Source organism: Amorphus coralli DSM 19760, from assembly GCF_000374525.1.
GTDB classification, from domain to species: Bacteria; Pseudomonadota; Alphaproteobacteria; order Rhizobiales; family Amorphaceae; genus Amorphus; species Amorphus coralli.
Map to the genome: position 1 here is coordinate 872773 of NZ_KB894570.1, position 26292 is coordinate 899064.

21 protein-coding genes are annotated in these 26292 nt (G+C 68.3%); 4 read left to right on the forward strand and 17 right to left on the reverse strand.

What is annotated here, in order from left to right:
* Positions 1-2: 2 nt before the first annotated feature.
* The gene (locus tag C507_RS20300; RefSeq protein WP_018698365.1) at positions 3-2453 is read right to left on the reverse strand and encodes a ComEC/Rec2 family competence protein; all 2451 of its coding nucleotides are present in this window, start codon (positions 2451-2453) and stop codon (positions 3-5) included.
* Between the two features lie 121 nt (positions 2454-2574).
* Here C507_RS20300 and gltX point away from each other — a divergent pair, with 121 nt between their 5' ends.
* The 3 genes from gltX (at position 2575) to C507_RS0103985 (ending at position 7134) form a co-directional block, all read left to right on the forward strand.
* On the forward strand, positions 2575-3996 hold the full coding sequence (gene gltX, locus C507_RS0103975; RefSeq protein WP_018698366.1) for a glutamate--tRNA ligase: 1422 nt from the start codon (positions 2575-2577) through the stop codon (positions 3994-3996).
* Positions 3997-4209: 213 nt separating this feature from the next.
* On the forward strand, positions 4210-5292 hold the full coding sequence (locus tag C507_RS0103980; RefSeq protein WP_018698367.1) for a siderophore-interacting protein: 1083 nt from the start codon (positions 4210-4212) through the stop codon (positions 5290-5292).
* A gap of 117 nt (positions 5293-5409) precedes the next feature.
* Positions 5410-7134 (forward strand): ABC transporter ATP-binding protein, encoded by a 1725-nt coding sequence (locus C507_RS0103985; protein WP_026318826.1) that lies wholly within the window; start codon positions 5410-5412, stop codon positions 7132-7134.
* Positions 7135-7182: 48 nt separating this feature from the next.
* Here the strand turns inward: C507_RS0103985 and C507_RS22240 are convergent, their stop codons facing one another.
* The gene (locus tag C507_RS22240; RefSeq protein ID WP_018698369.1) at positions 7183-8511 is read right to left on the reverse strand and encodes a porin; all 1329 of its coding nucleotides are present in this window, start codon (positions 8509-8511) and stop codon (positions 7183-7185) included.
* Between the two features lie 455 nt (positions 8512-8966).
* On the opposite strand from C507_RS22240, the gene gltA reads away from it, so the two are divergent.
* Complete coding sequence (gene gltA, locus C507_RS0103995; protein ID WP_018698370.1) at positions 8967-10262, forward strand: citrate synthase; 1296 nt, start codon at positions 8967-8969, stop codon at positions 10260-10262.
* Positions 10263-10380: 118 nt separating this feature from the next.
* Here gltA and lpxB read toward each other — a convergent pair whose 3' ends face one another.
* The 15 genes from lpxB to C507_RS23345 form a co-directional block, all read right to left on the reverse strand.
* Entirely contained in the window at positions 10381-11613 is a 1233-nt protein-coding gene (gene lpxB / locus C507_RS0104000) for a lipid-A-disaccharide synthase (protein WP_018698371.1), read from the reverse strand.
* The gene (locus C507_RS0104005; RefSeq protein WP_018698372.1) at positions 11610-12491 is read right to left on the reverse strand and encodes an LpxI family protein; all 882 of its coding nucleotides are present in this window, start codon (positions 12489-12491) and stop codon (positions 11610-11612) included. The genes lpxB and C507_RS0104005 overlap by 4 nt, the downstream gene beginning before the upstream one ends.
* Before the next feature lie 2 nt (positions 12492-12493).
* Positions 12494-13294, reverse strand: coding sequence for an acyl-ACP--UDP-N-acetylglucosamine O-acyltransferase (gene lpxA, locus C507_RS0104010; RefSeq protein WP_018698373.1), 801 nt, complete (start codon positions 13292-13294; stop codon positions 12494-12496).
* A 5-nt stretch (positions 13295-13299) separates the two neighbouring features.
* The gene (gene fabZ / locus C507_RS0104015; protein ID WP_018698374.1) at positions 13300-13764 is read right to left on the reverse strand and encodes a 3-hydroxyacyl-ACP dehydratase FabZ; all 465 of its coding nucleotides are present in this window, start codon (positions 13762-13764) and stop codon (positions 13300-13302) included.
* A 22-nt stretch (positions 13765-13786) separates the two neighbouring features.
* Positions 13787-14845 carry a UDP-3-O-(3-hydroxymyristoyl)glucosamine N-acyltransferase gene (lpxD, locus tag C507_RS0104020; protein ID WP_018698375.1) on the reverse strand — a complete coding sequence of 353 codons (1059 nt, stop codon included), beginning with the start codon at positions 14843-14845 and terminating at the stop codon, positions 13787-13789.
* Between the two features lie 214 nt (positions 14846-15059).
* Entirely contained in the window at positions 15060-17330 is a 2271-nt protein-coding gene (gene bamA, locus C507_RS0104025; RefSeq protein ID WP_210162076.1) for an outer membrane protein assembly factor BamA, read from the reverse strand.
* A gap of 733 nt (positions 17331-18063) precedes the next feature.
* Positions 18064-19200, reverse strand: coding sequence for an RIP metalloprotease RseP (gene rseP, locus C507_RS0104030; RefSeq protein WP_018698377.1), 1137 nt, complete (start codon positions 19198-19200; stop codon positions 18064-18066).
* Positions 19201-19310: 110 nt separating this feature from the next.
* Entirely contained in the window at positions 19311-20501 is a 1191-nt protein-coding gene (gene dxr, locus C507_RS0104035) for a 1-deoxy-D-xylulose-5-phosphate reductoisomerase (protein ID WP_018698378.1), read from the reverse strand.
* On the reverse strand, positions 20501-21382 hold the full coding sequence (locus tag C507_RS0104040; protein ID WP_018698379.1) for a phosphatidate cytidylyltransferase: 882 nt from the start codon (positions 21380-21382) through the stop codon (positions 20501-20503). Before C507_RS0104040 ends, dxr begins: the two co-directional genes overlap by 1 nt.
* 13 nt (positions 21383-21395) lie before the next feature.
* Positions 21396-22166: an isoprenyl transferase gene (locus C507_RS0104045; protein ID WP_026318827.1), complete on the reverse strand. Its 771-nt coding sequence runs from the start codon at positions 22164-22166 to the stop codon at positions 21396-21398.
* A gap of 37 nt (positions 22167-22203) precedes the next feature.
* A complete protein-coding gene (gene frr / locus C507_RS0104050; protein ID WP_018698381.1) occupies positions 22204-22767 on the reverse strand; it encodes a ribosome recycling factor in 564 nt (187 codons plus the stop codon).
* Positions 22768-22806: 39 nt separating this feature from the next.
* A complete protein-coding gene (gene pyrH, locus C507_RS0104055; RefSeq protein WP_018698382.1) occupies positions 22807-23544 on the reverse strand; it encodes a UMP kinase in 738 nt (245 codons plus the stop codon).
* 289 nt (positions 23545-23833) lie between these two features.
* Positions 23834-24757, reverse strand: coding sequence for a translation elongation factor Ts (tsf, locus tag C507_RS0104060; RefSeq protein WP_018698383.1), 924 nt, complete (start codon positions 24755-24757; stop codon positions 23834-23836).
* A 321-nt stretch (positions 24758-25078) separates the two neighbouring features.
* A complete protein-coding gene (gene rpsB / locus C507_RS0104065) occupies positions 25079-25954 on the reverse strand; it encodes a 30S ribosomal protein S2 (protein ID WP_156829138.1) in 876 nt (291 codons plus the stop codon).
* Between the two features lie 12 nt (positions 25955-25966).
* On the reverse strand, positions 25967-26292 hold a 326-nt coding region (locus tag C507_RS23345), incomplete at its 5' end, for a hypothetical protein (protein ID WP_026318828.1).

The window sequence follows — 26292 nt, forward strand, 5'->3', positions numbered from 1 at the left end:
GCTCAGCGTCTGACAACCGGTGTCGCGGTCCACGGGCGCGCCACCTCCGGCCGCGCCCGCGTCAGCCGGTAGCCGGGCGGCGCCACGGTCCAGTGAAGGGCAACGGCGCCGGTCTCGCGCAGCATGGCGCGATCCACCACCAGGCGCGGGCTGTGACAGTTTGGCGGCGCCGCATGTCGGGTGACGAGGATCGTCGCGCGCCGACAATCCTCCAAGAACGCTCCCGGATCCTCGACGAACGCGACGAGTGGCGGGGACCGGGCGGGTGCGGCCGCTGCATGCTTTCGGACCGCGCCCGGTGCCGGGGGCGGACCGGTTGCCCGGTGGGAGCTGGTCGAGACTGACGCGCGATCGGCGATTCGACTGCTGGCTGCGCCACCCACTCCGTCCGGTGCCACGACCCCCGGGTCGGAACGTGGTCCCTCCCCCGGCGTGGCTGCACGCGGATCGTCCCGGCCCTGCGGGCTGGCTTCTGCCGACCCGATCCCGACGGCCTCCAGGATGCATCCATAGGCGTCGCACCCGACCTCTCGTCCGACATCGGCTGCGTCCGGTTCCCGCTCGTCTCCCTCGGCGCGCAACCACATGGCCGCTGCAAACGTGCCGCCCCGCGCCGTGGCGATGCGCAATCTGCCGTCCGCGCCGCGCGCGGCAACCGCGCGGCCATCGTCTGAGATCAGCAGATCGGGCACTCGGGCGGCGGGAACGAGCATCAGTCCCGCCGCGATGACCGCCAGTCCGGCTAACCGCCAGCGCGCCTGCCAGAGAGCCAGCCAGAGAAGCCCCGCCGTCATGAGAAGGATGGCCGCCACGGGGATCCGCCCCACCGCTCCCGCATCGCCGCTCCAGCGCGCCACGCGGTCGGCGACTGTCACCACGGCGTCGAGGCCGAGCCCCATGACCGGCAGCGTCACCGGATCGAGACCCAGCGGCATCAGGGCGACCGACACGACGCCCATGGGCATGACGATGAGCGAGACGAACGGCATGGCGAGGAGGTTGCCCAGAAGGCCCAGCGGCGCCACCCGGTGGAAGTGGAACGCGCCGATCGGGCCGGTCGCGAGGCCGGCGATGAACGAGGTGAGCGCCAGGCCGCCGATCCACACTGCCGCGAAGCGGGCGAGCCGATGGGCGCGTCCCGCCTCGTTCGGCGGGAGCTGCGGCCGGCGCTCGCGGTGCGCGCGCCCCTCATAGGCCGCGACGAGGGCGATCACGGCAGCAAACGACATCTGGAAGCCGGGACCGAGCACCGTCGACGGATCCAACGCCATCACGATCAGCGCGGCCAGCGCGACGGATCGCAGCGTCAACGCCGGCCTGTCGACCAGGACCGCGAGAAATGCCACAGCCGCCATGACGAAGGCGCGGATCGTGGCCACCGCACCACCCGACAGAACCAGGTAGACGAAGCCCGCAAGCAGCGCGGCCACCGCGGCCCATTTCTTGATCGGATGGCGCAGCGCGACCGCGGGAAGGGCCGCAAGGCCGAAACGCACCGCACCGAAGACGGTACCGGCCACGAGCGCCATGTGCAGCCCGGAGATCGCCAGGATGTGGCCGAGGCCCGAGGCACGGATGGCCTCCTGGGTGTCCTTCGGAATGCCACCGCGGTCGCCCACCAGAAGCGTCGCCGCGAGCTCGCCGTTCTCGCCAGGGAGCGTCTGGCGCAGACGTTTCGCGATGCCGTCGCGCACCCGCGCGATCGCCGCCTTGACCCGGACCCCGCCGGGAGCGTCCCCCAGATCGGCGGGCTTCGGCATACCGAAGGAAAAGCCCGTGGCGCCGATCCCCTCGAAGAAGAGGCTGCGCGCGCCGTCATAGCCGCCGGGCTGCACCGGTCCGCGCGGCGGCGCCAACCGGGCCAGAACCGACACCCCATCGCCCACCCGGGGCGGCGGCCCCCGCCCGCGGGCGGTGAACCGGACGCGCTTCGGCGTCCGTGCCGGCGCGAGGCGCTCGATGGCGTGGACCCGGAGGATGTAACGCACCGCGCCGTCCGGCCGCGGCTCGCTTGCCTCGATCCACCCCACCACCTGCAGCGTCCGCTCGGCGGAAAGCACCGGAGCGGCCACCCGCGCCGTCTGGCCTGCCGCTGCCGCCAGCCCGGCGAGCAGTGCGGCGGCGAACACCAGAAGCGGAAAGGCAACCACCATGCGCCGGGCCCGGGCCGCGGCCAGTGCCGCCGCCAGCGCAAAACCCACGAGGGTCGGCCAGTGCGGCTCGCGCGGCAGCGCGAAGTAGAGCGCGATCCCCAGCGCGAAGGCGACCGGCAGCCACAGGAAGCCGCGCCCGCGATCGAGGTCGGCGCGCAGGCAGTCCTCCAGCCAGTCGATCGTTGCGCCCGCACGCACGCGCAGCCGGAATCCAGCCGGAGCGCGCAGCGTGCGCAGGTGCGCAGTCTTGCGCAGTTCTGCGCGTTTTTGCGCGCGCGGCCTCTCGTCACTGCGCGCCACGGCTTCGCCTCCTGCCCCTATGGCGCTCGTCGGCGCCGTGCTAAACGGGCCGCGCTCGAACCTGTCGCGTTCACGCCCTCTGGTAGAATGCGCGAAATGATGAAAACCGAAAGAGGCAAGAATGACGACGCCCGTGGTCACGCGCTTCGCCCCCTCCCCGACCGGCTTCCTCCACATCGGCGGCGCGCGCACCGCGCTCTTCAACTGGCTCTATGCCCGCCACACGGGTGGCCGCATGCTGCTGCGCATCGAGGACACCGATCGCGAGCGCTCCACGGAGGAAGCGATCGCCGCCATCCTCGACGGCCTGACCTGGCTCGGCATCGACTGGGACGATGCGCCGACCTTCCAGTCGCAGCGCGCCGGCCGCCATGCCGAGATCGCCCATGAGCTGCTGGAGAGCGGCGGCGCCTATCGCTGCTACGCCACGGCGGAGGAGCTTGCGGAGATGCGCGAGACGGCGAAGGCCGAGGGCCGGCCGCCGCGCTATGACGGACGCTGGCGCGACCGCGACCCGTCCGAGGCGCCGGAGGGCGCCCCCTATGTCGTGCGCCTGAAGGCGCCGCAGGAGGGCTCCACAGTCGTGCGCGACGCGGTGCAGGGCGACGTCACCTTCCCCAACAAGGACCTCGACGACTTCGTCATCCTGCGCTCCGACGGCTCGCCCACCTACATGCTCGCCGTCGTGGTCGACGACCATGACATGGGTGTCACCCACGTGGTGCGTGGCGACGACCACCTGACCAACGCCGCCCGGCAGACGATGATCTACACCGCGCTCGGTTGGGACGTGCCGACCTGGGCGCATATCCCGCTGATCCACGGGCCGGACGGGGCGAAGCTGTCCAAGCGCCACGGCGCGCTCGGCGTCGAGGCCTACCGGGCCATGGGCTATATGCCGGTAGCGCTGAGGAACTATCTGGTGCGTCTCGGATGGAGCCACGGCGACACGGAGATCTTCTCGACCGAGGAGATGATCGAGTGGTTCGATCTCGCCCAGATCGGCCGCTCGGCGGCACGTTTCGACTTCGCCAAGCTGGAAAACCTGAACGGCCACTACATCCGCAGCAGCGACGACGATACGCTCCTGGAGACCATCGATGCGCTGCTGCCGCACCTGGAAACCGGCGCGGAGCTGCAGGAGACGCTCGCCGGCCCGGCCCGCGAGCAGTTGCGCCAGGCCCTTCCCGGCCTCAAGGAGCGCGCCAAGACGCTGATCGATCTCATCGAGTCCGCGTCCTACATCTGGGCCACGCGCCCGCTTGCGCCGGACGAGAAGGCGGCGAAGATCCTCGACGGCGACGCCCGCGGCCACCTCGCCGCCCTTGCCGACCGGCTGGACGCGCTGGCCGACTGGACCGCGGCGGAGACCGAGGCCGTGGTGCGCGCCTATGCCGAGGAGGCGGAGCTGAAGCTCGGCAAGGTGGCCCAGCCGCTGCGTTGCGCACTGACCGGCCGGACAACCTCGCCGCCGGTCTTCGACGTGCTGGAAACGCTGGGCCGCGAGGAGAGCCTTGCCCGGATCCGCGACCAGGCCGGCTGAGCCGGTCCGGGACGCCGCCACCAAAAAGCGGACTATCCTAGTCCATTTTTATCTCGCCAGCCGCGCCCATCCATGGCATGAGCCGGGGAACGCGCCATCGCCCACCGGGCGATGGCCGAGCGCGGCGGCGGACCGGCTCCCGATGCCCCGGGGAGCCCGCCTGTGCCACGGCCCGCAGACGCCCGCGCTCTTCCTCGAACGTCGGAAACGTCCATGTCCGAAGGCGCCCTTCTCGTCTCATCCACCCACGTTCCGCTTCCCGACCCGCCGGCCATGATGGTCCGCCTCTGCGACCACCTGAAGGAGCACGCGGAGGTCGCGCACGAGGGCGAGACGGCCCGGGTGACCTCCTTCTACGGCAGCGCCACCGTGGCGGCCGACGATGCCGGTCTCTCGTTTCAGGTCGAAAGCTCCTCGGTCAGCCATCTCTTCGTGATGAAGTCGGTGATCTCGGAGCACCTGCATTCCTTCAGTGACGGAGAGACGCTGGCCTTCACCTGGACGGGTGACGGAGAGACCGGCTCCACCATCCCCTATTTCCGCGAGATGATGGTGCTGGGCTCGCAGCCGCTCACGCCGCGCATGCAGCGCGTGATCCTGAAGGGCGACGCCGCCTTCTACGACGCGGAAAGCTTCCATATCCGCGTGCTGGTGCCGCCAAGGGGCCGCCGGCCGGTGTGGCCGTGGGCGGCACCGGACGGCCGCACCATGTGGCCCAAGGGCGAGGACGAGCTCCTGGCCCGCGTCTACACCGTGCGCAGTGTCGACCTGGCCCGTGGCGAGATCGCACTGGACGTGGTCGTGCACGACGGCGCGCCGGGCTCCGACTGGGCGACGTCCGCCGAGCCCGGCTCCGTCGTCGGAATCCTGGGCCCCGGCGGCGGCGGCATGCCGCCCGCCGCCGACCACATGGTTCTGGCCGGAGACGAGACGGCCCTTCCGGCCATCGCCCGCATGCTGGAGATGCTGCCCGAGGGCCAGCGGGCCAGCGTCCGCCTCGAGGTGGCCGACGCGGCCGAGGCGGAGGCGCACAGGCTGACGGTGCCCGCCGGCGTCGATCTCGAGTGGCTGTCGCGCGACGGAGCCCCGGCCGGCAGCACGGACCTTCTGGAAACCGCCATTCGCGGCCTCGACTGGGATGCGCTGCCGAAGCACACCCAGGTCTGGTGCGCCTGCGAGCAGGCGACGGCACGCAAGATCCGCCGTTTCCTGGACAAGGAGCGCGGCTTCGCCCGCACCGAGCGTGTGTCCGTCGCCTACTGGCGGATCGGAGCGACGACGACCCTCGCCGATTGAGTTCCCGGCGCCGGCGCGCGACAACAGGACCGGCCCTGGCGACCCGCAAGCCCTCGCGCGTCGCCGGCCGCTCCGGCGCGTACCCGCGCCCCTTCCCCGGACGGACGGACGATGGGACTGATCAGGCAGTTCTTTTCCTATTACGCCCCCTACCGGGGCCTGTTCATTCTCGACTTCTCGTGCGCGGTGCTCTCGGGGCTGCTCGAGCTCGGCTTCCCGATGGCCGTGAAGGTGTTCATCGACCGGCTGCTGCCGGCCGGTGACTGGGGCATCATCGTGCTTGCCGCGCTGGGCCTGCTCGTCGTCTACATCGCCAACGCGGGGCTGATGTCGGTGGTCACCTACTGGGGCCACATGCTGGGCATCAACATCGAGACGGACATGCGCCGGAAGAGCTTCGACCATCTGCAGAAGCTCTCCTTCTCCTTCTACGACAACCAGAAGACCGGCCACCTGGTGGGCAAGGTCACCAAGAATCTCGAGGAAGTCGGCGAGGTCGCGCACCATGGGCCGGAGGACGTCTTCATCGCGGTGATGACGTTCATCGGCGCCTTCATCCTGATGCTGACGGTGAACGTTCAGCTGGCCCTGATCACCGGCGCCATCGTGCCGCTGGTCGCCTGGCTCACCAGCCACTATGGCGGCCGGATGACCCGCAACTTCCATACGCTGTTCCGCCGCGTCGGCGCCTTCAACGCCCGCCTGGAGGAGAATGTCGGCGGCATGCGGGTGGTGCAGGCCTTCGCCAACGAGGACCACGAGCGCGCCCTGTTCGCCGAGGACAACGATCGCTACCGGGAGACCAAGCTCGCGGCCTACAAGATGATGGCCGCCTCCATCGCCATGAGCTACCTGGGCATGCGCTTCACCCAGGTGGTGGTCATGATCGTCGGGACGTGGCTGGTCATCAACGGCGACCTCACCAACGGCGGCTTCATCGGCTTCCTGCTTCTGGTGACGGTGTTCTTCCGCCCGATCGAGAAGATCAACGCCGTCATCGAGGTCTACCCGAAGGGCATCGCCGGTTTCCGCTCCTATCTGGATCTCCTGAACACCGAGCCGGACATCGTCGACCGGCCAGGCGCCATCGACATGCCGGACCGGTTCGGCGAGATCCGCTACGAGAACATCGGCTTTTCCTACGCCACCGGCAAACCGGTGCTCACCGGCATCGACCTGACCATCCGGGCGGGCGAGACGATCGCCTTCGTCGGTCCGTCAGGCGCCGGCAAGACCACCATCTGCTCGCTGCTGCCACGCTTCTACGAGCCGACGGCCGGCTGCATCACCGTCGACGGCACCGACATCCGGGACCTGAAGCTCGGTTCGCTGCGCGCCCACATCGGCATCGTCCAGCAGGACGTGTTCCTGTTCGCCGGCACCATCCGCCAGAACATCGCCTACGGCCGCCTCGGCGCCTCGGACGAGGACATCCGCCGCGCCGTTACCAGCGCCCGGCTGGACAGCCTCGTCGACAGCCTCCCCGACGGGCTGGATACGGTCATCGGCGAGCGCGGCGTGAAGCTCTCCGGCGGCCAGAAGCAGCGGCTGGCGATTGCCCGCATCTTCCTGAAAGATCCGCCCATCCTGATCCTCGACGAGGCCACCTCGGCGCTGGACACGGAAACCGAGCGCGAGATCCAGGCCTCGCTCGCCGCCCTTTCGGTCGGCCGGACGACGCTGATGATCGCGCACCGTCTGGCCACCATCCGCCACGCCGACCGGATCGTGGTGGTGACGAGCGACGGGATCGCGGAGGAAGGCCGTCACGGCGACCTTGTCGCGGCCGGCGGCCTCTACCGACGCCTGCACGACACCCAGTTCGCCCTGTTCGAGGGCTGAGCCCGTCCGGCGCAAGGCGCTCCCTTTGCGCCCCTCGGTCCGCGACCGTCAGAACACCCGGTCGACGTGCAGGTAGGTGGACATGCGCTGGTTCTGGCCGATGGCCGCGTCATCGTGGTCGAGATACTGGAACTCGGTACCGAGGCCGATGATCAGATCCTTCACCGGCTCGAACCCGATCTGAGCCTGGACGTCGATCTGGCTGAAGTCGGCATTTATGGCGCCGGCCGTCACCCGGCTGACCGTGTCATCCTCGAACCGCGACCAGCCCGCCTGGATGGCCAGCTGCGCCGCGCCGACATCGAACGCGGTGCCGAACGACAGCGAATAGGCGGTCGTGAGGTCGAGATCGCCCGACCCCGGATCGAAGGCCGCATCGTAGGCGAGCGCGCCGGTGTCGCTGAAATCGTACCAGCTGGAATGGGCATAGGCCGGCGCGCCCCGGGTGTAGGTGCCCGTGCCGACCAGCGTGACGCCGTGCGGCAGATTGACGGTGAAGGCACCGCTGGCGGCCCAGGCGAGCGCGCCGGACGGGGTCACGCCGCCCCCGTTGTAGGCGGCGTAGACCTGGTGCAGCGCACCGCTGACCTGGGCGCTTCCCCAGGCCCCTTCCGTCATGACGCGCACGACGGCATCCGGCCACTTGCTGCCCCCGTAGCCGCCGCCGTCGAGGCCGATGGCGTCTGGATAGATGTCCGGCGAAGCGGCGGAACCAGGCGGCGCGTAGAGCGCGATACCGAGCCGGCGCTCGGTGCTGTCCTCGATCGACACCGTGGCGCTGAGACCGTCGGCCAGCGTCGCCGTGTAGGCGGCGAGGTTGATCTTCGTGTCCGACATCGCCGGCGTGTAGATCTCGGCCCATGTCACGTAGTTGGCGGCATCATGGAAGGATTCGGTGCGGCCGAAGGTGAAACCGCCCCACTGGATGAAGGCGTGATCGACGGTGGGCGTGTAGTTGTCGTCGACGTCCTTGGTCCAGTAGAGCTCCATCATCGTGGTGAGGGCACCGAAATCCGTATCGGTGAACGAATAGGCCAGAATCCGGCCCTCGACGCGGAAGTCGCTCGTGTCGTCGTCCCGCCAATGGCCCGTGCGGTCGCCGCTCGACGAGTTGACGAAATAGTCCAGCTTGACCTCGCCCGCCATGCGAATGCAGGTCTCGGTGCCCGGCACGTAATAGTAGCCCTCGCCGGCGGCGCCGCAGACCCGCACATAGTCGACGGCGACGGGCTCGGCCGGAAGGTCTGCGGCGAGAGCCGGCCCCGCAGCGAGCCCGGCGAGCGCCATCACGGCCCAGCCCGGGCGCCTCGCCGCCCTGCGCGGCCGCATCGACGCGGCGGCGGAATTCACCAGGCGGAATTCGTTGCTTGTCGGCATCAGTCCCCCCAACGCCAGCGCACGCACCGGCGCGCCCGTCGACCCCCGCATCTTTCGTGAGCCGGTCGCGCGGCGATTGCAAGCCGGGAGACCTGCGAGCCCCCGAGAAAGGAGGCGATTCCCGAACCCTTGCATCGGGCAGGCCACGGCGTGGGTCGGGCCCATGGTGACCGGGCAGACCAGGAGACTGGCCGCGCGGGCTCGCGCGCGACAGCCGCACGATGCAGGCATCGCGCGCGCAACGGTGCCGGACCAGGCTGGCGAAACACCGCCTGGAGCCTTTCTCATGTGGCGAGACTGGGGCGGCCAAGCTTGCGGCATACCCCCAAATGGGATAGGCAAGCGTCGACAATCCACCCATCGCAAGGCGCCGTCAGCGTGCGGTGAATGGACGATCGGTGCCTCTCGCGCACGGATCGATCCGCCTGCGATCTTGCCAAGATTGGGGTGTGCTTATGGCAGATGGGACTAACGCGAAACTGACGATCGGCGAGGAGAGCTGGGATTTCCCGATTCACTCCGGTTCGGTCGGACCGGATGTCGTGGACATCGGGTCGCTCTACAAGCAGACCGGCCGGTTCACCTACGATCCGGGGTTCACCTCCACCGCCGCCTGTGAATCGAAGATCACCTTCATCGACGGTGACGAGGGCGTCCTCCTTTACCGCGGATACCCCATCGATCAGCTCGCCGAGCACGGCGACTTCCTCGAGACGTGCTATCTCCTGCTGTACGGCGAGCTGCCGACGACCGCGGAGAAGAACGACTTCGTTCAGCGCGTCACCTACCACACGATGATCCACGAGCAGATGAACCGGTTCTTCACCGGCTTCCGCCGTGATGCTCATCCGATGGCGGTCATGGTCGGTGTCGTGGGCGCGCTTGCCGCGTTCTATCACGACAGCACCGACATCACCGACCCGCAGCAGCGCATGATCGCCAGCCTTCGCATGATCGCGAAGATGCCGACCATCGCGGCCATGGCCTACAAATACTCCATCGGCCAGCCGTTCATGTATCCGCGCAACGACCTCGACTATTCTGCGAACTTCCTGCAGATGTGCTTCGGCGTCCCCTGCGAGGACTACAAGTTCAACCCGGTCCTGTCGCGCGCAATGGATCGGATCTTCATCCTGCACGCCGACCACGAGCAGAACGCGTCGACTTCGACCGTCCGCCTCGCCGGTTCGTCGGGCGCCAACCCGTTCGCCTGCATCGCGGCCGGCATCGCCTGCCTCTGGGGCCCCGCCCACGGCGGCGCCAACGAGGCGGCGCTGAACATGCTGCACGAGATCGGCTCGGTCGACCGGATCCCGGAATTCGTCGAGCGGGCGAAGGACAAGAACGATCCGTTCCGCCTGATGGGCTTCGGCCACCGGGTCTACAAGAACTACGACCCGCGCGCGAAGATCATGCAGAAGACCTGCCACGAGGTCCTCGCGGAGCTGGGCATCAAGGACGATCCGGCGCTCGACGTCGCCATGGAGCTCGAGAAGATCGCGCTGCACGACGACTACTTCGTCGAGAAGAAGCTGTACCCGAACATCGACTTCTACTCGGGCATCACGCTTCGCGCCCTGGGCTTCCCGACCACCATGTTCACGGTGCTGTTCGCGCTGGCCCGCACGGTCGGCTGGATCGCCCAGTGGAAGGAAATGGTCGAGGATCCGCACCAGAAGATCGGCCGTCCGCGCCAGCTCTACACCGGCGCCGACCACCGCGACTACGTGCCGATCAGCCGGCGCAGCTAGTCCCGGCCGGACTGCACAACACGACAAGGCCCGCGGAGAGCGACCTCCGCGGGCCTTTTTCGTTGGGGGGTCGATGCGGGACCGAACGGGACCGCAGCGCCGGCCCCGAGGCTTCAGGTCAAATGCGGGGGTTCGCCAGGAGCGGCCGGCCGGCGCGCGCCGTATCGATTACCGTTTGCGCCGCCATTTCCGAGGGTTTCGCGCCCCCGGGAAGCGCCATCAGCGCGTCGAGCCGGCGGAAGGCGTCGACCTGGCGGTGGCGCTCGGGCGTGTCGGAGAGAAGCGGGACGATGGCTGCGGACAGCCGCTCCGGCGTCACATCCTCCTCCAGGAAGTCCGGAATGGCCCTCTCGCCGAGCACGATGTTGGGCAGGACCATGGTGGTGTAGTTGACGAAACGCACGACCCGGTTGACCACGCGCAGCGCCCGGGCAACGGCATCGAGCTTGTAGGCAACGGCCATGGGCACGCCGGCGACGGCGAGTTCGAGGGTGACGGTGCCCGACGCGGCGAGCGCGGCGCGGGCCTCGCCGAACGTCTGCAGCTTCGCCGCGCGGCCGTGGACGATCTCCGGCTTCACCGGCCACGTCGCCACCTCCGCCTCGATGCGCCCGGCGAGATGCGAGACGGCGGGCAGCACGGCGCGCACGTCGGGCACGCGGGCGGCGATGGCGGCGAGCGTCTCGCCGAAGACCGGCAGCAGCGCCTCGATCTCGGAGGAGCGGCTTCCCGGCAGGATGAGAAGCGTCGGCGGGCCGGCCGGGTCCAGCGGTCGGTCGCGATCCGGCAGGATCGGCGCCAGCGTCTCCAGCAAGGGGTGACCGACATAGGTGGTCGGCGGACCGCCGAGGCGCTGGTGCACCTCCGGCTCGAAGGGCAGCACGGCCATCAGCCGGTCGACATAGGCGGCCATGGCGCGTGCCCGGCCGGGCCGCCAGATCCAGACCGTCGGGCTCACATAGTCGACGATGGGGATGGTGGGGTCGCGTTTGCGCACCTTGCGGGCGACGCGATGGGTGAAGTCCGGCGCATCGATGATGACGAAGGCGTCCGGCCGCATCGCCACGACGGCGTCGGCGGTCTGGTTGATGCGGGAGAGGAGCTGCGGCAGCCGGCGGATGATGGCGTCGACGCCCATCACCGTGATGTCGGAGAAGGGAAAGAGCGGCTCCAGCCCTTCCGCCTGCATGGTCTCGCCACCGACGCCGGCAAAGGTCACGCGGCCGCCCGTGGCAGCCTTCAGGGAGGCCATCAGCGCGCCGCCGAGATGATCGCCGCTGGCCTCGCCGGCGACGACGAAGACGCGCAGCGGAGGCTCGCCTGTGTCAGCGGAACCGGACGCCTGGCTCACGCCGCATCCCCCTCACCCGGCAACCCGACCAGAAACAGCCCGGCCCGGTCGGCCTGGGCGATGGTTTCCTGGCGGTCGGCGATGATGGTCCGGCCCGCCTCGATCACGATGCCGGCGAGCTTCGCGGCGGCCGCCGCGGCCACCGTGGCGGGGCCGATGGTGGGAAGCTCAGTGCGCAGGTCCTGGCCCGGCTTGGCCCGCTTCACCAGCACGCCGCCGCCCTTCGTGGAGACCCGGCCGAGCTGGCGGAGCTCGGCGACGCGGGCGAGCATGCGGTCGGTGCCCTCGGCGGCCTCCAGAGCAACGATCCGGCGCTGCATCACCACAGCCGCCTGGCCGACATCGTAGGGGCCGAGCGCGGCAAGCGCGGCCATGGCGAAGCGGGCGTCCTCGATCTGATCGTCATCGGCCCCAAGGCGCCCGAGAGGGCCTTCGGCAGCCAGCAGCGCCGGGGCGACTTCGCCGATACCGCGCACGTGAAATCCCTCCGCCTCGATGAGCTTGAGAACCTTGCGGACGACACCGTCATCGCCGCCCACCAGCGCCTGCAGGATCCTGGGCAATCGCCGCAGCGTGCCGGCGTCCAGCCTGAGCGAGCGGAAATCGGGACGCCGGGTGATGGTGCCGACGAAGACGAGATCGTGAACGCCGCGGGACGCCATGAGGTCGATGGCGCCGCCGATCTGGCCCCAGCGGAAGGAGCGCGCATCGGGACGGCGCAGGACGAGATCGGCCTCGCCGTCGATGCCGGCGACCACCACCCGGCCGCCCGCCGCCTCGATCGCCTCGGCGACCTCCAGCGGCAGCATGCCGCCACCGGCGATGACGCCAACGGGTCCGGACCCGGTCGCAGCCCCCTCTCCGGCGGCCGCGCCCACGCTCAATTCTGCCCCTGACCCCATGGCGTGCACACCGCCCGTTCGCCGCCGGCGCGGATGAAGTCGAGGATCAGTTCGACCAGCGGCTCGCCGCCGAACATGTTGGTGACGTCCTCGAGCCGCTCCTTGAGGGTGCCCTCGTTGGAGAACAGGTAGCGGTAGGCCTTGCGGAGCGTGTGGATCTGCTCGCGGTCGAAGCCCCGGCGCTTGAGGCCGACAAGGTTAAGGCCGACGAGCTTGGCGCGGTTGCCGAACACGTTGCCGAAGGGGATCACGTCCTCGCCGACGCCGGTGACGCCGGACACGAAGGCATGGTTGCCGATGCGCACGAACTGATGCACCGCGGCACCGCCGCCCATGATGACGTGGTCGCCGACCTTCACGTGGCCGCCGAGCATGACGTTGTTGGACAGGATGACGTGGTCGCCCACCTGGCAGTCATGGGCCACGTGGCAGGCGACCATCAGGTAGCAGCCATCACCGACCGTGGTCAGGAGGTGGCCCTTGGCCGTGCCCGGATTGATGGTCACGTGCTCGCGGATGATGACGTTGCTGCCGATGACGATCCGGTTCGGCTCGCCCTTGTAGGACAGGTCCTGGGGCGGGGTGCCGAGGCTCGCGAACGGGTAGATCCGGGTGCCCGAACCGATCTCCGTATGCCCCTCCAGGACGACGTGCGAGGCGACCCAGACGCCGTCCGCCAGGACGACCTCAGGCCCGACGACGCAATAGGGGCCGATGGTCACGTCGTTGCCGATCACCGCGCCGTCGGCAACGATGGCGGTCGGGTGGATGCTCGCCATGAACTCTACTCGTCTATGATCATCGCCGAGATCTCGGCCTCGGCAACCTTGGTGTCGCCGACCTTGGCCACGCCGGAGAACTTCCAGATGTTCTGCCGGTTCTTGATCTTGGTGACGTGGTATTCCAGCACGTCGCCGGGCACGACGGGCTTGCGGAACTTCGCCTTGTCGATGGTCATGAAGTAGACGACCTTCGGCTTCCTGTCGCCACGCGAGGCCACGCAGAGGCTGCCCGCCGTCTGGGCCATTCCCTCGACGATCAGCACGCCCGGCATCACCGGCTGACCGGGGAAATGCCCCTGGAAGTGCGGCTCGTTGTAGGTGACGTTCTTGATGCCAATGCCGAACTGGTCACCGTTCATGTCGACGATGCGGTCGACCATGAGAAACGGATAACGGTGCGGCAGCAGCGAGAGCACGCGCATGATGTCCGCCGCTTCGAGCGTGCCGCCCTCACCCGTTGCCGTCATCCCCGAATCTCCTCCGACTCGATCATCCATCATCCGCGCTCTTTCCTGTACCGGGGCGCTTCTCGTTGGCAAGCGCGACCAGTGCCCTGTGAGAGCGCATCCACTCCCGCACCGGACGCGCCGGGCTGCCGATCCAGCGCTCGCCGGCCGGCACGTCGTCGTTGACCGCGCTCGTACCGCCGATCATCGCACCCGAGCCGATCTTGATGTGCTCGCCGACCGCGACGCGGCCACCGAGCACGACATAGTCGCCGAGCTCGGCGCTGCCCGAGATTCCGACCTGGGCAACGATCACGCAATGGCGGCCGACCACCACGTTGTGCCCAATCTGCACGAGGTTGTCTATTTTGGTGCCCTCGCCGATGGTCGTGTCGCGTAACGATCCCCGATCAATCGTCGTGTTCGCACCGATCTCCACGTCGTCCTGAACGATCAGACGGCCGAGCTGCGGGATCTTCACGTGCTTCGGCCCCATGTTGTAGCCAAAGCCGTCCTGGCCGAGGCGAACGCCCGGATGCACGATCACGCGGTTGCCGATCAGCGAATGCTGGACCGACGCCCCGGCACCGATCCGGCAATCGCGTCCGATCCGGCACGTTGGCCCGACCACGGCGTTCGGGCCGATGCAGGTCCCGCTTCCGACCTCGACGCCCGGCCCGACCACCGCGCCCGCCTCGATCGTGACACCGTCCTCGATCCGCGCGGAGGCATCGACATGGGCAGCCGGCGAGATGCCGTCCGCCGTCCAGGCCGGCGCAGACACAGCCTCGGGGAACAGCCGGGCCCCCACCTGCGCGAATGACCGGTAGGGGGCGGCTGCCACAAGCGGCACGGCAGTGTCAGGGATGTAGGGCAGATCGGCGTCCCGGCAGAGGATCACGCCGGCCCGGCTCGCCTTGAGCGCCGGCCAGTATTTCTTGTGTTCGACAAAAGAGACATCGTCCGGACCGGCGGCATCAAGCGAGGCCACACCGCGGATCGAGCGCTCGGCCGTGCGTTCGGGCGGCTTCGCCCCGGTCAGTTCGGACAGGTCCGCAAGCGACAGCGGCTTGGGCTCGGAAAAGAAAACCGGTTCTGACATGGACGTGGCGTCTCCGCTCCGCCGGGGGCTGGATTCAGGCGGCGCGATCCCTATAGCACGTCACGCCGCGACACAAAGGGGAGGCGCGCCCGCCGCCCCGAACCGGTGCGGCAACCGCGCACGGCCCGGCGGGCGACGCCGGCTCCAAACGTCGATCGACCCGCATTCGGCAGAATGCAGGTCGATCAAGCCAGCCCCGTAAGTCGGATGGTGGCTAGAAGGTGGTGCCACCGCCGATGCGGAAGACCTGGGTCTCGTCGGCTTCGTTCTTCACGATCGGCCAGGCGAAATCGGCGCGCAGCGGACCGAGCGGCGATTCCCAGAGGATACCGAAGCCGGCCGTCCAGCGGAGCTCGAAATCGTCCGATTCGACGGTCGTGCCGGGCGGGAGCGCATCCGGATCCGCGCTCCAGAGCGAGCCGGCATCGGAGAACACGGCACCGGAGAAGCCGATCTCTTCCGGAATGAGCGGCAGCGGGAAGGTCGCCTCCGCCGTACCGGCGATGTAGTAGCGGCCACCGAGCGCATCACCCGTGGAAGCGTCGCGCGGACCGATACCGGAGGTCTCGAAGCCGCGGATCACCGAGCCGCCGATGAAGTACTGGTCCTGCAGGTACAGGCCGTCCTTCAGCGACTGGATGACGCCACCCTGCGCCTTGAGGAAGCCAACCACGCCCCAGGCCGGAACGATCTCGTGGTAGAGGCGCGCCTCGGCGCTGGTCCGCGAGAAGTGGGTGTCACCACCCAGGCCGGCGATCTCCTGGGTGAACTTGGCGTAGATGCCGTCACGCGGGAAGATCGTGTTGTCGAGCGAGTTGTAGATCAGCGACGCCCCGACCAGCGACGTGAGGGTGGTGCCCTGCGTCTGACAGACCGCATCCGAGATTGTGGTCTGGTTCTGGAAGCAGTTCGCCTCGGTCGTGAAGTCCGGGATGTCGACGTCGCGGTTGTAGATCCGGTAGAACGGCTGCAGCGTCGTCTCGTCGTTCAGCGGGAAGCCGAAGCGGATCGCACCACCCGTCAGCACCTGGTCGTAAGACTGGGTGGAGTCGGCATCGCTCGTGCGGTTGTAGACATCGAAGCCGGCCGAGATGCGGCGACCCAGGAAGAACGGCTCGGTGAAGGAGAACTCGACGTTGGTCGTGTTCTCGCCACCACCGACCAGCGCCTTCACGTACTGGCCGCGACCGAGGAAGTTGCGCTCCTCGATGGACACGTCGCCGATGACGCCGTCGGAGGTCGAGTAGCCGACACCGAAGGAGACCTTACCGGTGGGCTTCTCTTCCACGTAGACGTTCACGATCACGCGGTCGGGGGCCGAGCCCTGCTCCGAGGTGATGCGGACGGTCTCGAAGAAGCCGAGATCATTCAGGCGGCGTTCGGCGCGGTCGACGAGCACCCGGTTGTAGGCGTCGCCTTCGACCAGGTCGAACTCACGCCGGATGACGTAGTCGCGGGTCGAGGTGTTGCCGTAGATGTTGATCCGCTCGACGTAAGCGCGCGGCCCCTCGTCGATCTGGTAGTCGATCGAGATGGTGTTGGTTTCGAAGTCGCGGGCACCACGGGGGCGGACCTGAGCAAAGGCGTAGCCGCGCTTGGAAGCCTCGATCGTGAGGTTCTCGATCGACTTCTCGACCAGCTCGGAGGAATAGGTCCGGCCGCTGCGGGTCTCGAGCGTGCCACGCAGCTGTTCGGGGTCGAGATCGTTCAGGGTGGTGTCCACCTCGATCTCGCCGAACTTGTACTTCGGGCCCTCGTCCAGCGTGTAGGTGATGAAGAAGGTGTTCCGCTCGCGATCGAAGTCGGCCACAGCGGAGACGATCCGGAAATCGGCGTAGCCGTGGTTGTAGTAGAAGCGGCGGATGAGTTCCTGGTCGGCCGCGAAGCGGTCGGGATCGTAGGTGTCGGTGGTGCGCAGCCAGCCGAGGAAGCCGGACTGACGGGTCTGGATGACGTCGCGCAGGCGACCGTCGCTGAACGACTTGTTGCCGATGAAGGTGATTCGCGCGACCTGCGTCTTGCCGCCCTCGTCCACCTCGAAGACCAGGTCGACGCGGTTCTGCTGCAGATCGATCATCTGCGGCGTCACGCTGGCTTCGTAGTTGCCGCGACGGCGGTAGGTCTCGAGGATGCGCTCGACGTCACTCTGCACGCGGGCGCGGGTCAGCACCGAACGCGGCTTCGACTGGACCACGCCTTCCAGCGTCTCGTCCGACAGGCCGCGGTTCCCCTCGAAGTTCACCCGGTTGATGATCGGGTTCTCCTGAACCGTGACCACCAGGGTGGAGCCGCGCTGGACGATTTGGACATCCGCGAACAGGCCGGTGGCGAACAGTGTCGCGATCGACTCGTCGATGTCACCGGGACCGAAACTCTGGCCGGGCTTGATGGTGAGGTACGCGCGCACCGTTTCGGCGTCGACGCGGGTGTTCCCATCGACGGAGATCGACCGGACGACGGCCGCCTCCGCGGTCTGGGAAGCCACGATAGCGGTCGCAGGGACCGCGATCGCGCCCACAAGGGCGACGGCGAGAACGAGTGCGAACTTACGGATCAAGTCGGAACAAGCGTGCATTGCGGGGGATTTGCCCTCTGGTGCTCCGCATCTTCCGCCGCCTGGCAGCGGCGTGCCTACGCGCAACAAAAATAGCGATTGCCGTTGGTATTGCAGGCTTTTGGGGCCGAAGCAACCCGACGCCGGACGCGGCTCCGACGATTTGGAAGGGACCGTGGCGCGTTCGCCACGCTCGTTAAGACTTGAGGCAGTCTGGCCCCGGTTTCCGGGATTTCGCAAGCCCCACGCAAGCTGGCGGAGAGTGTCGAATCCGCCAGCAACGCGGCCACGGATGACACCGGCGGCCCCGGAAGGCGGACGCCGTTAGCGGATTTTTAAGCTTAAGACGGAATTCTGCGCCGTCGGACTTGCCCCAAAAGACGCAAACGATGCAGAGGCACACGCCCAGGCGGTAGAATCAGCGCCCGGACCTGCGGACGTGCCTTCCGGCGGAGGTCCTCAGCGGAAAACCGGTGCCCACTTTTCCTGGAAGCAGCTCTTCCCTCACGCGCTTCCGGACGGAAAACCGGTGCCCACTTTTCCTGGAAGCGGCTCTTCCCGGCGCGCTTCTAGGCGGAAAACCGGTGCCCACTTTTCCTGGAAGCGGCGCTTACCTCACGCGCTTCCGGACGGAAAACCGGTGCCCACTTTTCCTGGAAGCGCTTCAGGACCCCGCGATCTGGCGGATGTCGTTGAAGGTCGCGAAGATCATCAACATCAGGACCAGCGCCAGTCCGACCCGGAAGCCGATGTCCTGCGACCGCTCCGACAGCGGCCGGCCACGTGCCGCCTCTATCCCGTAGAAGACCAGATGGCCGCCATCGAGCATGGGAATCGGCAGGAGATTGATCAGGCCGATGGAGACCGAAAGGATTGCCGCGAGGTTGAAGAGTGCCACCAGGCCGAGCGTGGCGACCTGGCCGGAGACCTGCGCGACACGGATGGGGCCGCCGAGCTGGTCGGCCGATTCCCGGCCCGTCACGATACCGCCGACGTAGGCACCTGTGCGCGCCACGATGAACCAGGATTCCTGCACACCCGCGGAGACGGCCTCCGGCAACGAATAGGTCTTCGTCGAGATGGCGTCGGCGCTGGTGGCGCGGCTGATGCCGAGGACGCCGACGCGCTGGGTGTTGCCGAAGCCGTCCTCCATTTCCCGGAATTCCGGGATGGCGGTGAGTTCGACCGCCTCCCCTCCCCGATCGACGGTGAACACGAGCGGCCGCTCGCCGCTGCCGCTCACGACGCGCTGTACGTCGGAGAAGGCCTCGATCTCGCGCCCGTCGATGGCAACGATCACGTCCCCGGGCTCGAAGCCCGCGGCGGCGGCCGGCGAATCCGGCTGCACGGCATCGACCTGGGCCGCGGTCATCGGCCGGCCGAACGAGACGAACAGGACGGTGAAGATGACCACCGCGAGGATGAAATTGGCGATTGGGCCCGCGGCCACGACGGCGGCGCGCTGCCAGACGGGCTTCAGGAAGAAGCTCGAGGCGCGTTCCTCCGGCGTCATGTGGGCGATGGCCTCGTGGTCGGGGACGCTGGCGGCATTCTCGTCACCGGCGAACTTGACGTAGCCGCCGAGCGGCACCGCCGCCACCCGCCAGCGCGTGCCGTGTCGGTCGGTCCGGCCGAAGAGCTCCGGGCCGAATCCGACGGAGAACGTCTGCACCGCCACGCCGCACCAGCGCGCCACGAGAAAATGGCCGAGCTCGTGGAAGAAGACGACGATGGTCAGGACGAACAGGAACGGCAGGATATAGGAGAGCGCCGTTCCGCCGAGACCGCTGATGAAGTCCATCGTCCTGCATTCCTTGTGGTGTGCGCCGGTCCGGCCCGACGCCGACGAAACAGATAGGCGCTGCGGGCCGCCGCCCAAGTCGCGTTCGCGTGAGTGCCCGGCGCACGCCCTCAGGCGCGCAGCCGCGCCCGCGCCTCGATTTCCTCCGAGCCGGCCCGCCGGCCGTATGCGTCGAGCGCCGCGACATCGTCGAGGCTGCCCGGCTCCACGACCATATGGTCACGCTCGGCCCGATCGAGAACCCGGTCAACTGTCGCAGGGATGTCGAGAAATCCGATGCGCCGCTCCAGGAAGGCGGCGACGGCCACCTCGTTGGCGGCGTTGAGAAGCGTCGGCGCCCCGTTGCCGCGCCGCAGCGCCGCGAAGGCCAGCGCAAGGCATTCGAAGCGGTCCGTGTCGGGTGGCTCGAAGGTCAGCGTGCCGATGCGCGCCAGGTCGAGCGTCTCCACCGGCGAACCCGCGCGCGACGGCCAGTTGAGGCAGTTGGCGATCGGGGTGCGCATGTCGGGCATGCCGAGCTGAGCCAGGCACGAGCCGTCGGAATAGCGCACCAGGCCGTGCACGATGGATTGGGGATGCACCACCACGGACAGCTGGTCGGGGCCGATGGGGAAGAGGTGGAAGGCCTCGATGAGCTCCAGCCCCTTGTTCATCATGGTGGCGGAATCGATGGTGATCTTGGCGCCCATCGACCAGTTCGGGTGCTTCAGCGCCTGTTCCGGCGCGACGGCGGCCATGTTGGCCTTCGCCCAGGTCCGGAACGGTCCGCCCGAGGCCGTCAGGACGACCTCCTCGACGGCGGAGGCGGCGTGATCCTCGAAGACCTGGAAGATGGCGTTGTGCTCGGAATCCACCGGCAGGATGGTGGCCCCTGCCCGCTCCGCCTCGCCCATGACCAGCGTGCCGGCGGTGACGAGACACTCCTTGTTGGCGATGGCGACCCGGGTGCCGGTCCGGATGGCGGCCACCGTCGGTGCCAGGCCGGCGGCGCCGGAGATCGCCGCGACGACGATATCGGCGGGCACGACGGCGAGATCGACGAGCGCCGCCTCGCCTGCCGCCGCCTCGATGCCGGTGCCCGACAGCGCCTCGGCCAGCGCGGTCCCGGCGGCCGGATCGGCCACCACGGCACGCGGCGCCTTGTGCAGGCGCGCCAGCTCGGCCAGCGCGGCGGCGTTGCGGTTGGCAGCGAGCCCGACCACTTCGAACCGGTCGGGCGCCCGGCCGATCAGGTCGAGGGTGGCGAGGCCGATGGAGCCGGTGGCTCCCAGAACGATGACGCGCAGCGGACGGTCCGACATCAGCCGAGGCTCCCCATGGCGGCGAGCAGCCCGCCGGCGATATCGCCCCCCTCGGCCCACAGGAGGCCGATGATCACGGCCACCATGCCGGCGGCGAGAAGGCCGTCGACCCGATCCATCAGGCCGCCGTGGCCGGGAATGAGCTTGCTGGAATCCTTGATGCCGAAGCGCCGCTTGGCCGCCGATTCCAGGAGATCGCCGAGCACGGCGACCACGGCGAGGAGCAGCGCAACGGCGATGGCAGCGGCGGTGACCGGATCGCCGAGCCAGGCGAGCGCCGCCGCACCGGCCGCCGCACCGGCAACCAGCCCGCCGATCGTGCCCGACCAGGTCTTTTTGGGGGAGACGAGCGGCCACAGCTTCGGACCGCCGACGGTGCGGCCGACGAAGTAGGCAAAGACGTCGGTCGACCAAGCCACCAGGAACACCACGACCACCGCGGTGAGCCCGTAGCGCTCGGCGCGCAGCAGCACGAAGGCGAGCGTTCCCAACCCGACATAAAGGAGCCCGGCGGCGATCCAGGCACGGGCACCGCGCACCGGCGACCGTGTTCCCGCCGCGGTGTTGACGGTCAGCGCTGCCACGATCACCGCCCCCAGCAGCACGCCGAGGCCGGTCTCCGGCCCCGCCACCAGGGTGGCGAGATTGGCGCCGACGACGCCGGCAACGGAGACGACGAAGGCAGCAGTTCGCACCGGCACGTCCACCATGCGGAACCATTCCACCATGACGACGATGCCGAGCGCGGAGACCCCGAGCAGGAAGGTGACGCCGCCGATCCAGGCGAGCACCAGCGCCGCCGGACCGAGGACGATCGCCGACAGGGTGCGCTGGGTCAGGTCCGCGTTTCGGCGCGAAGGGGTTGCGGGATCGTTTGCCACCGGGGCAGTCACCTCACCCGCCGGTCATGCCGGCGGCGAGGCCCCCGAACCGACGGTCGCGGTTGCAGAATTCGCGAATGGCCGCTTCGAGCGACGCCTCGTCGAAGTCGGGCCAGTGCTGCGGCACGAAGACGAATTCCGAGTAGGCGGCCTGCCACATGGTGAAATTCGACAACCGGTTCTCGCCGCTCGTGCGGATGATCAGGTCGGGGTCGGGAATGCCGGCGGTGTCCAGTTCGCAGGCGAGCAGGGTCTCATCGATGGCTGCGGGGTCCAGCTCACCGGCCCTCACCCGCTCCGCCAGCTTGCGGCAGGCTCTCGCGATCTCGTCACGGCCGCCATAGTTGAAAGCGACGAGCAGCGTGAGGCCGGTGTTGGCGCGGGTCGTTTCCTCCGCCTCCACCAGCAGCGCCCGGATATCGTCCGCCAGATCGTCCCGGCGGCCGATGGGAATCACCCGCACGTTCGCCTGGGCGAGTTCCTTCAGGTCCTGCTGGATGAAGCGACGCAGAAGGCTCATCAGGCTGGCGATCTCCTGCGCCGGCCGCGACCAGTTTTCCGAGGAGAAGCTGAAGATGGTGAGATAGCCGACGCCGAGTTCGCCGGCGTGCCGCACCGTGCGCCGGAGTGCCTCGACGCCCTTGCGATGACCGGCCGCCCGCGGCAGCCCCCTGGACTGCGCCCACCGCCCGTTGCCATCCATGATGATGCCAATGTGGGTCGGGATGCGCGGGTCATCGGCTGACGGAAGCGGACGCGCTGGCACTCCTCCTGCGGCGGACATCAATTCAGCCTCGCTGTCGGGTACGGCGGCACGCGCCTTACACCTGCGTGATTTCCTGTTCCTTGTTGGCCAGGATGCTGTCGATCTCCGAGACCATCTCGTCGGTCAGTTTCTGGACCCGCTCGGACAGGTTGCGGCTGTCATCCTGGCCGATCTCGCCCTCCTTCTCCAGGAGCTTGATCTCTTCCATGCCGTCTCGGCGCACGTGGCGCACCGCAACCTTGGCGTTTTCGGCGTATTTGTGAGCAACCTTAACAAGCTCCTGGCGGCGCTCGGCGTTCAGCTCCGGGATCGGAATGCGCATCAGCTGGCCTTCAACCACAGGGTTGAGGCCGAGCGAGGAATCGCGGATCGCCCGCTCGACAGCCTGAACAGCGGAGCGGTCCCAGACCTGCACGGTGATCATGCGCGCCTCCGGCACCTGGATGGTGGCGCACTGGTTGAGCGGCATGTGGCTGCCGTAGATCTCCACGGTGACGGGATCCAGCATGCTGCTCGAGGCGCGTCCGGTGCGCAGGCCAGCCAGATCCTGCTTCAGCACGCCGATCGCGCCCTGCATCCGGCGCTTCAGATCGTCGATGTCGAACGCGGTATCAGCCATGTTTTCCTCTTTCCGGGTTGGATGCCGACACGCGAGGCGTCAGCGATCGGCCCCGCCCTCCACGGTCACGAGCGTCGACCGACCGCCCCCACGAGCGACGGACACGAAGGCGCCGGGCTCTCCGATGGAGAAGACGCTTACCGGAATCCGGTTGTCGCGAGCAAGGGCGATGGCGGTTGCGTCCATCACCGAAAGGCCGCGGGCCAGAACTTCCTGGTGGGTGAGCTGCTCGTAGCGGGTGGCGGTGGGATCGGTCTTCGGATCGGCGCTGTAGACGCCGTCAACCTGGGTCCCCTTCATCACCACGTCGCAACCCATCTCGGTTGCGCGCAGCACCGCACCCGTATCGGTGGTGAAGAACGGGTTGCCGGTGCCGCCGGCGAACAGCACGACGCGGCCAGCCTGGAAATGGGCGAGCGCGACACGCTGGGTGAAGGTTTCGCAGACCGTCGGGACCGGCAGCGCCGACATGACCCGGGCCGGCACGCCGCGCGCCGAGAGCGCCGCGTTGAGCGCCAGCGCGTTCATGACGGTTGCCAGCATGCCCATGTGATCGCCGCTCACCCGGTCGATCCCGGTCGCCGAGATCTGGGCACCGCGAACGAAGTTGCCGCCGCCGACAACGACGCCGACCTGGCCACCGAGCGCGACAACCTCGCCAATCTCGTCGGCGATGCGGGCGACCACGGAAGGGGCGATGCCGAAGCCTTCCGAACCGGTCAGCGCCTCACCGGAAAGCTTGAGGAGAACGCGGCGCCAGCGGAGGTCGGAGGACATGGGCTCACCCTGTCTGAGGAACCGCGCGCGGACAGGGCCGATCGGCGGTCTGAAATCTGGATCGGTCGGACTCTGTAGAGCATCTTGCGGCCGGAGGGAAACGGACGCAGGCCCCTTTCCGGTGTTTTTCCAACGGGCAAGCTCCCGTTGAAGAAGGTCCGGATGCGCTTCGCAAAGTCCCCGCCCGCTTGTCGGACCGGGACGAGAGCGACTGTCGCCGGCCTGGCTTGCGCCAGGGTGTCGCCCAAAAGAAAACGCCCGGGACGATGTCCCGGGCGCTTGTCTCGGATCAGCTTCCGGCCGCCGCGGCCACTTCGGCCGCGAAGTCCGATTCTTCCTTCTCGATCCCTTCGCCGAGGGCGAAGCGGACGATGGCGACCACCTTAATCGGGGCGCCGGCCTCGGCCGCGGTGGCCTCGACGGCCTGCTCCACGGTCTTGTCCGGGTCCACGACGAAGACCTGCTTCAGAAGCGCGACTTCCTCGTAGAACTTACGCAGGCGGCCCTCGACCATCTTCTCGATGATGTTCTCCGGCTTGCCGGACTGGCGCGCCTGGTCGGCATAGACGGTGCGCTCACGCTCCACGACCGCCGGATCGACCTCGTCCGGCGTGACCGCCAGCGGGTTCACGGCGGCGACGTGCATGGCGATCTTGCGGCCCAGCTCGTTGAGCACGTCGGCCTTGCCCTCGGACTCAAGCGCGACCAGCACGCCGAGCTTGCCGAGACCGTCGGCCACGGCGTTGTGCACGTAGGTCGCAACGACGCCCGGCGACACCGACAGCACGGCGACGCGACGCAGAGCCATGTTCTCGCCGATGGTGGCGATCGCCTCGGTGATCTCGTCGTTGACCGAACGGCCCGTGCCAGGGAAGTCCGCGGCCAGCAGCGCGTCACGATCGCCGGCGCTGGCGAGCGCTTCCTTGGCGATGGTGCGGACCAGACCCTGGAAGGCCTCGTTGCGCGCCACGAAGTCGGTCTCGGAGTTGACCTCGACCAGAGCCGCGGAGCCGTCGCCCTGAGCCACGCCGATCAGGCCTTCCGCAGCAACGCGGTCGGCCTTCTTGGCGGCCTTGGACAGGCCCTTCTTGCGCAGCCAGTCGATGGCGGCTTCCATGTCGCCGTCGGTCTCGGTCAGCGCCTTCTTGCAGTCCATCATGCCGGCGCCGGTTTTTTCGCGGAGCTCTTTGACCTGCTGAGCCGAAATGCTCATCACTGTCCTCGCCTGAGTTGCTGAGCGGACGGTTTACGGTGGAACCCGGATGCCCGCCGAGATCCGCTCAAAATTTAAGGATCAATCGTTTCGACGACCCCGGGCCCGCACGGGACCCGGCGTCGGGGAGATCTGTGGTCGCTGCTGCCGCAGACCGGCAGGGCCGCCGGGCGTCCGGAGACCTGCCTGAACCGGACGGATCCGGCGCTTGCGGGCGCGCTCTTCATGGGCGATCGGAGCCCGGAAGTCGAGAACCGATCGCACCCATCGCGCCGCGCGGCAGCGCGGGCCCGGACAGGACGCCGGGCCCAGCCTTGCGGCTTACTGCTTTTCCGCAGCCGCCTCGGCTTCACCCTCGGTGGTCACCGGCTCGGAAGCGGGCTCGGCCGGGACCGGCTCGGCCACTTCGCCAAGCGCAACTTCCTCAGGACCGGTGTCGGCCGGGGTCTCGAGGCTGGTCTCCTCGTACGGAGCGTCGTCGGCGCCGAGATCGGTACCGAGCGAGCCCTGGGCACGGGAGAGGCCGTCGATGGCGGCGCGGGCGATCAGGTCGCAATAGAGCGACACGGCGCGGGCGGCGTCATCGTTGCCCGGGACCGGGTAGGTGATGCCGTCGGGATCGCAGTTGGAATCGACGATGGCCGCCACCGGGATGCCGAGACGACGTGCTTCCTGCACCGCGATCTGCTCGCGGTTGGTGTCGATCACGAAGACCAGGTCGGGCACGCCGCCCATGTCCTTGATGCCGCCCAGGTTGCGCTCGAGCTTCTCACGCTCGCGATCCATGAAGAGCCGCTCCTTCTTGGTGAGGCCCTGGGGATCGTTGGCGATGATGTCTTCCAGCTTGCGCAGACGCTGGATCGAAACCGAGATGGTCTTCCAGTTCGTCAGCATGCCGCCCAGCCAGCGGGCATTGACGTAATACTGGGCCGAACGGCGCGCGGATTCAGCAACGGCTTCCTGCGCGGCCCGCTTGGTGCCGACCATCAGCACGCGGCCGCCGCCGGCGACGGTGTCGGACACGGCCTTCAGGGCCTGGTCCAGCATCGGCACGGTCTGCGCCAGATCGATGATGTGAATGTTGTTGCGGTCGCCGAAGATGAACTGACCCATCTTCGGGTTCCAGCGGTGGGTCTGATGACCGAAGTGCACGCCCGCTTCCAGGAGCTGGCGCATAGTGAAACTGGGCAAAGCCATGGCTTGCCTCTCCTACTTGATCCGGTTGAGCCTCCGCGGGGAATGCCGCCGGCGGATCTTGCCGTGCGACACCGGATCCTCGTGACGCCGATACCGGCGCCCTTCGGAGATCCCCGCGTGTGGAATGCGCGCGATATACGGCGTGACGCGCCGCGTGGCAAGCCTTTCCGGCCGAACGGGGCTGCCGAGTTGGCGGATCAGAGCCACCAGCGGACGACCGCGGGCCGGCCGGCAGGCCGCCCACCCGGAGCCGGTGAGCGAACCGAACTCGGCGCGAGGGGGATTCTTTTTGATCGCAAAGCCGGACGGAAAACCGCAAGAGCACTTTTCCTGGCTTT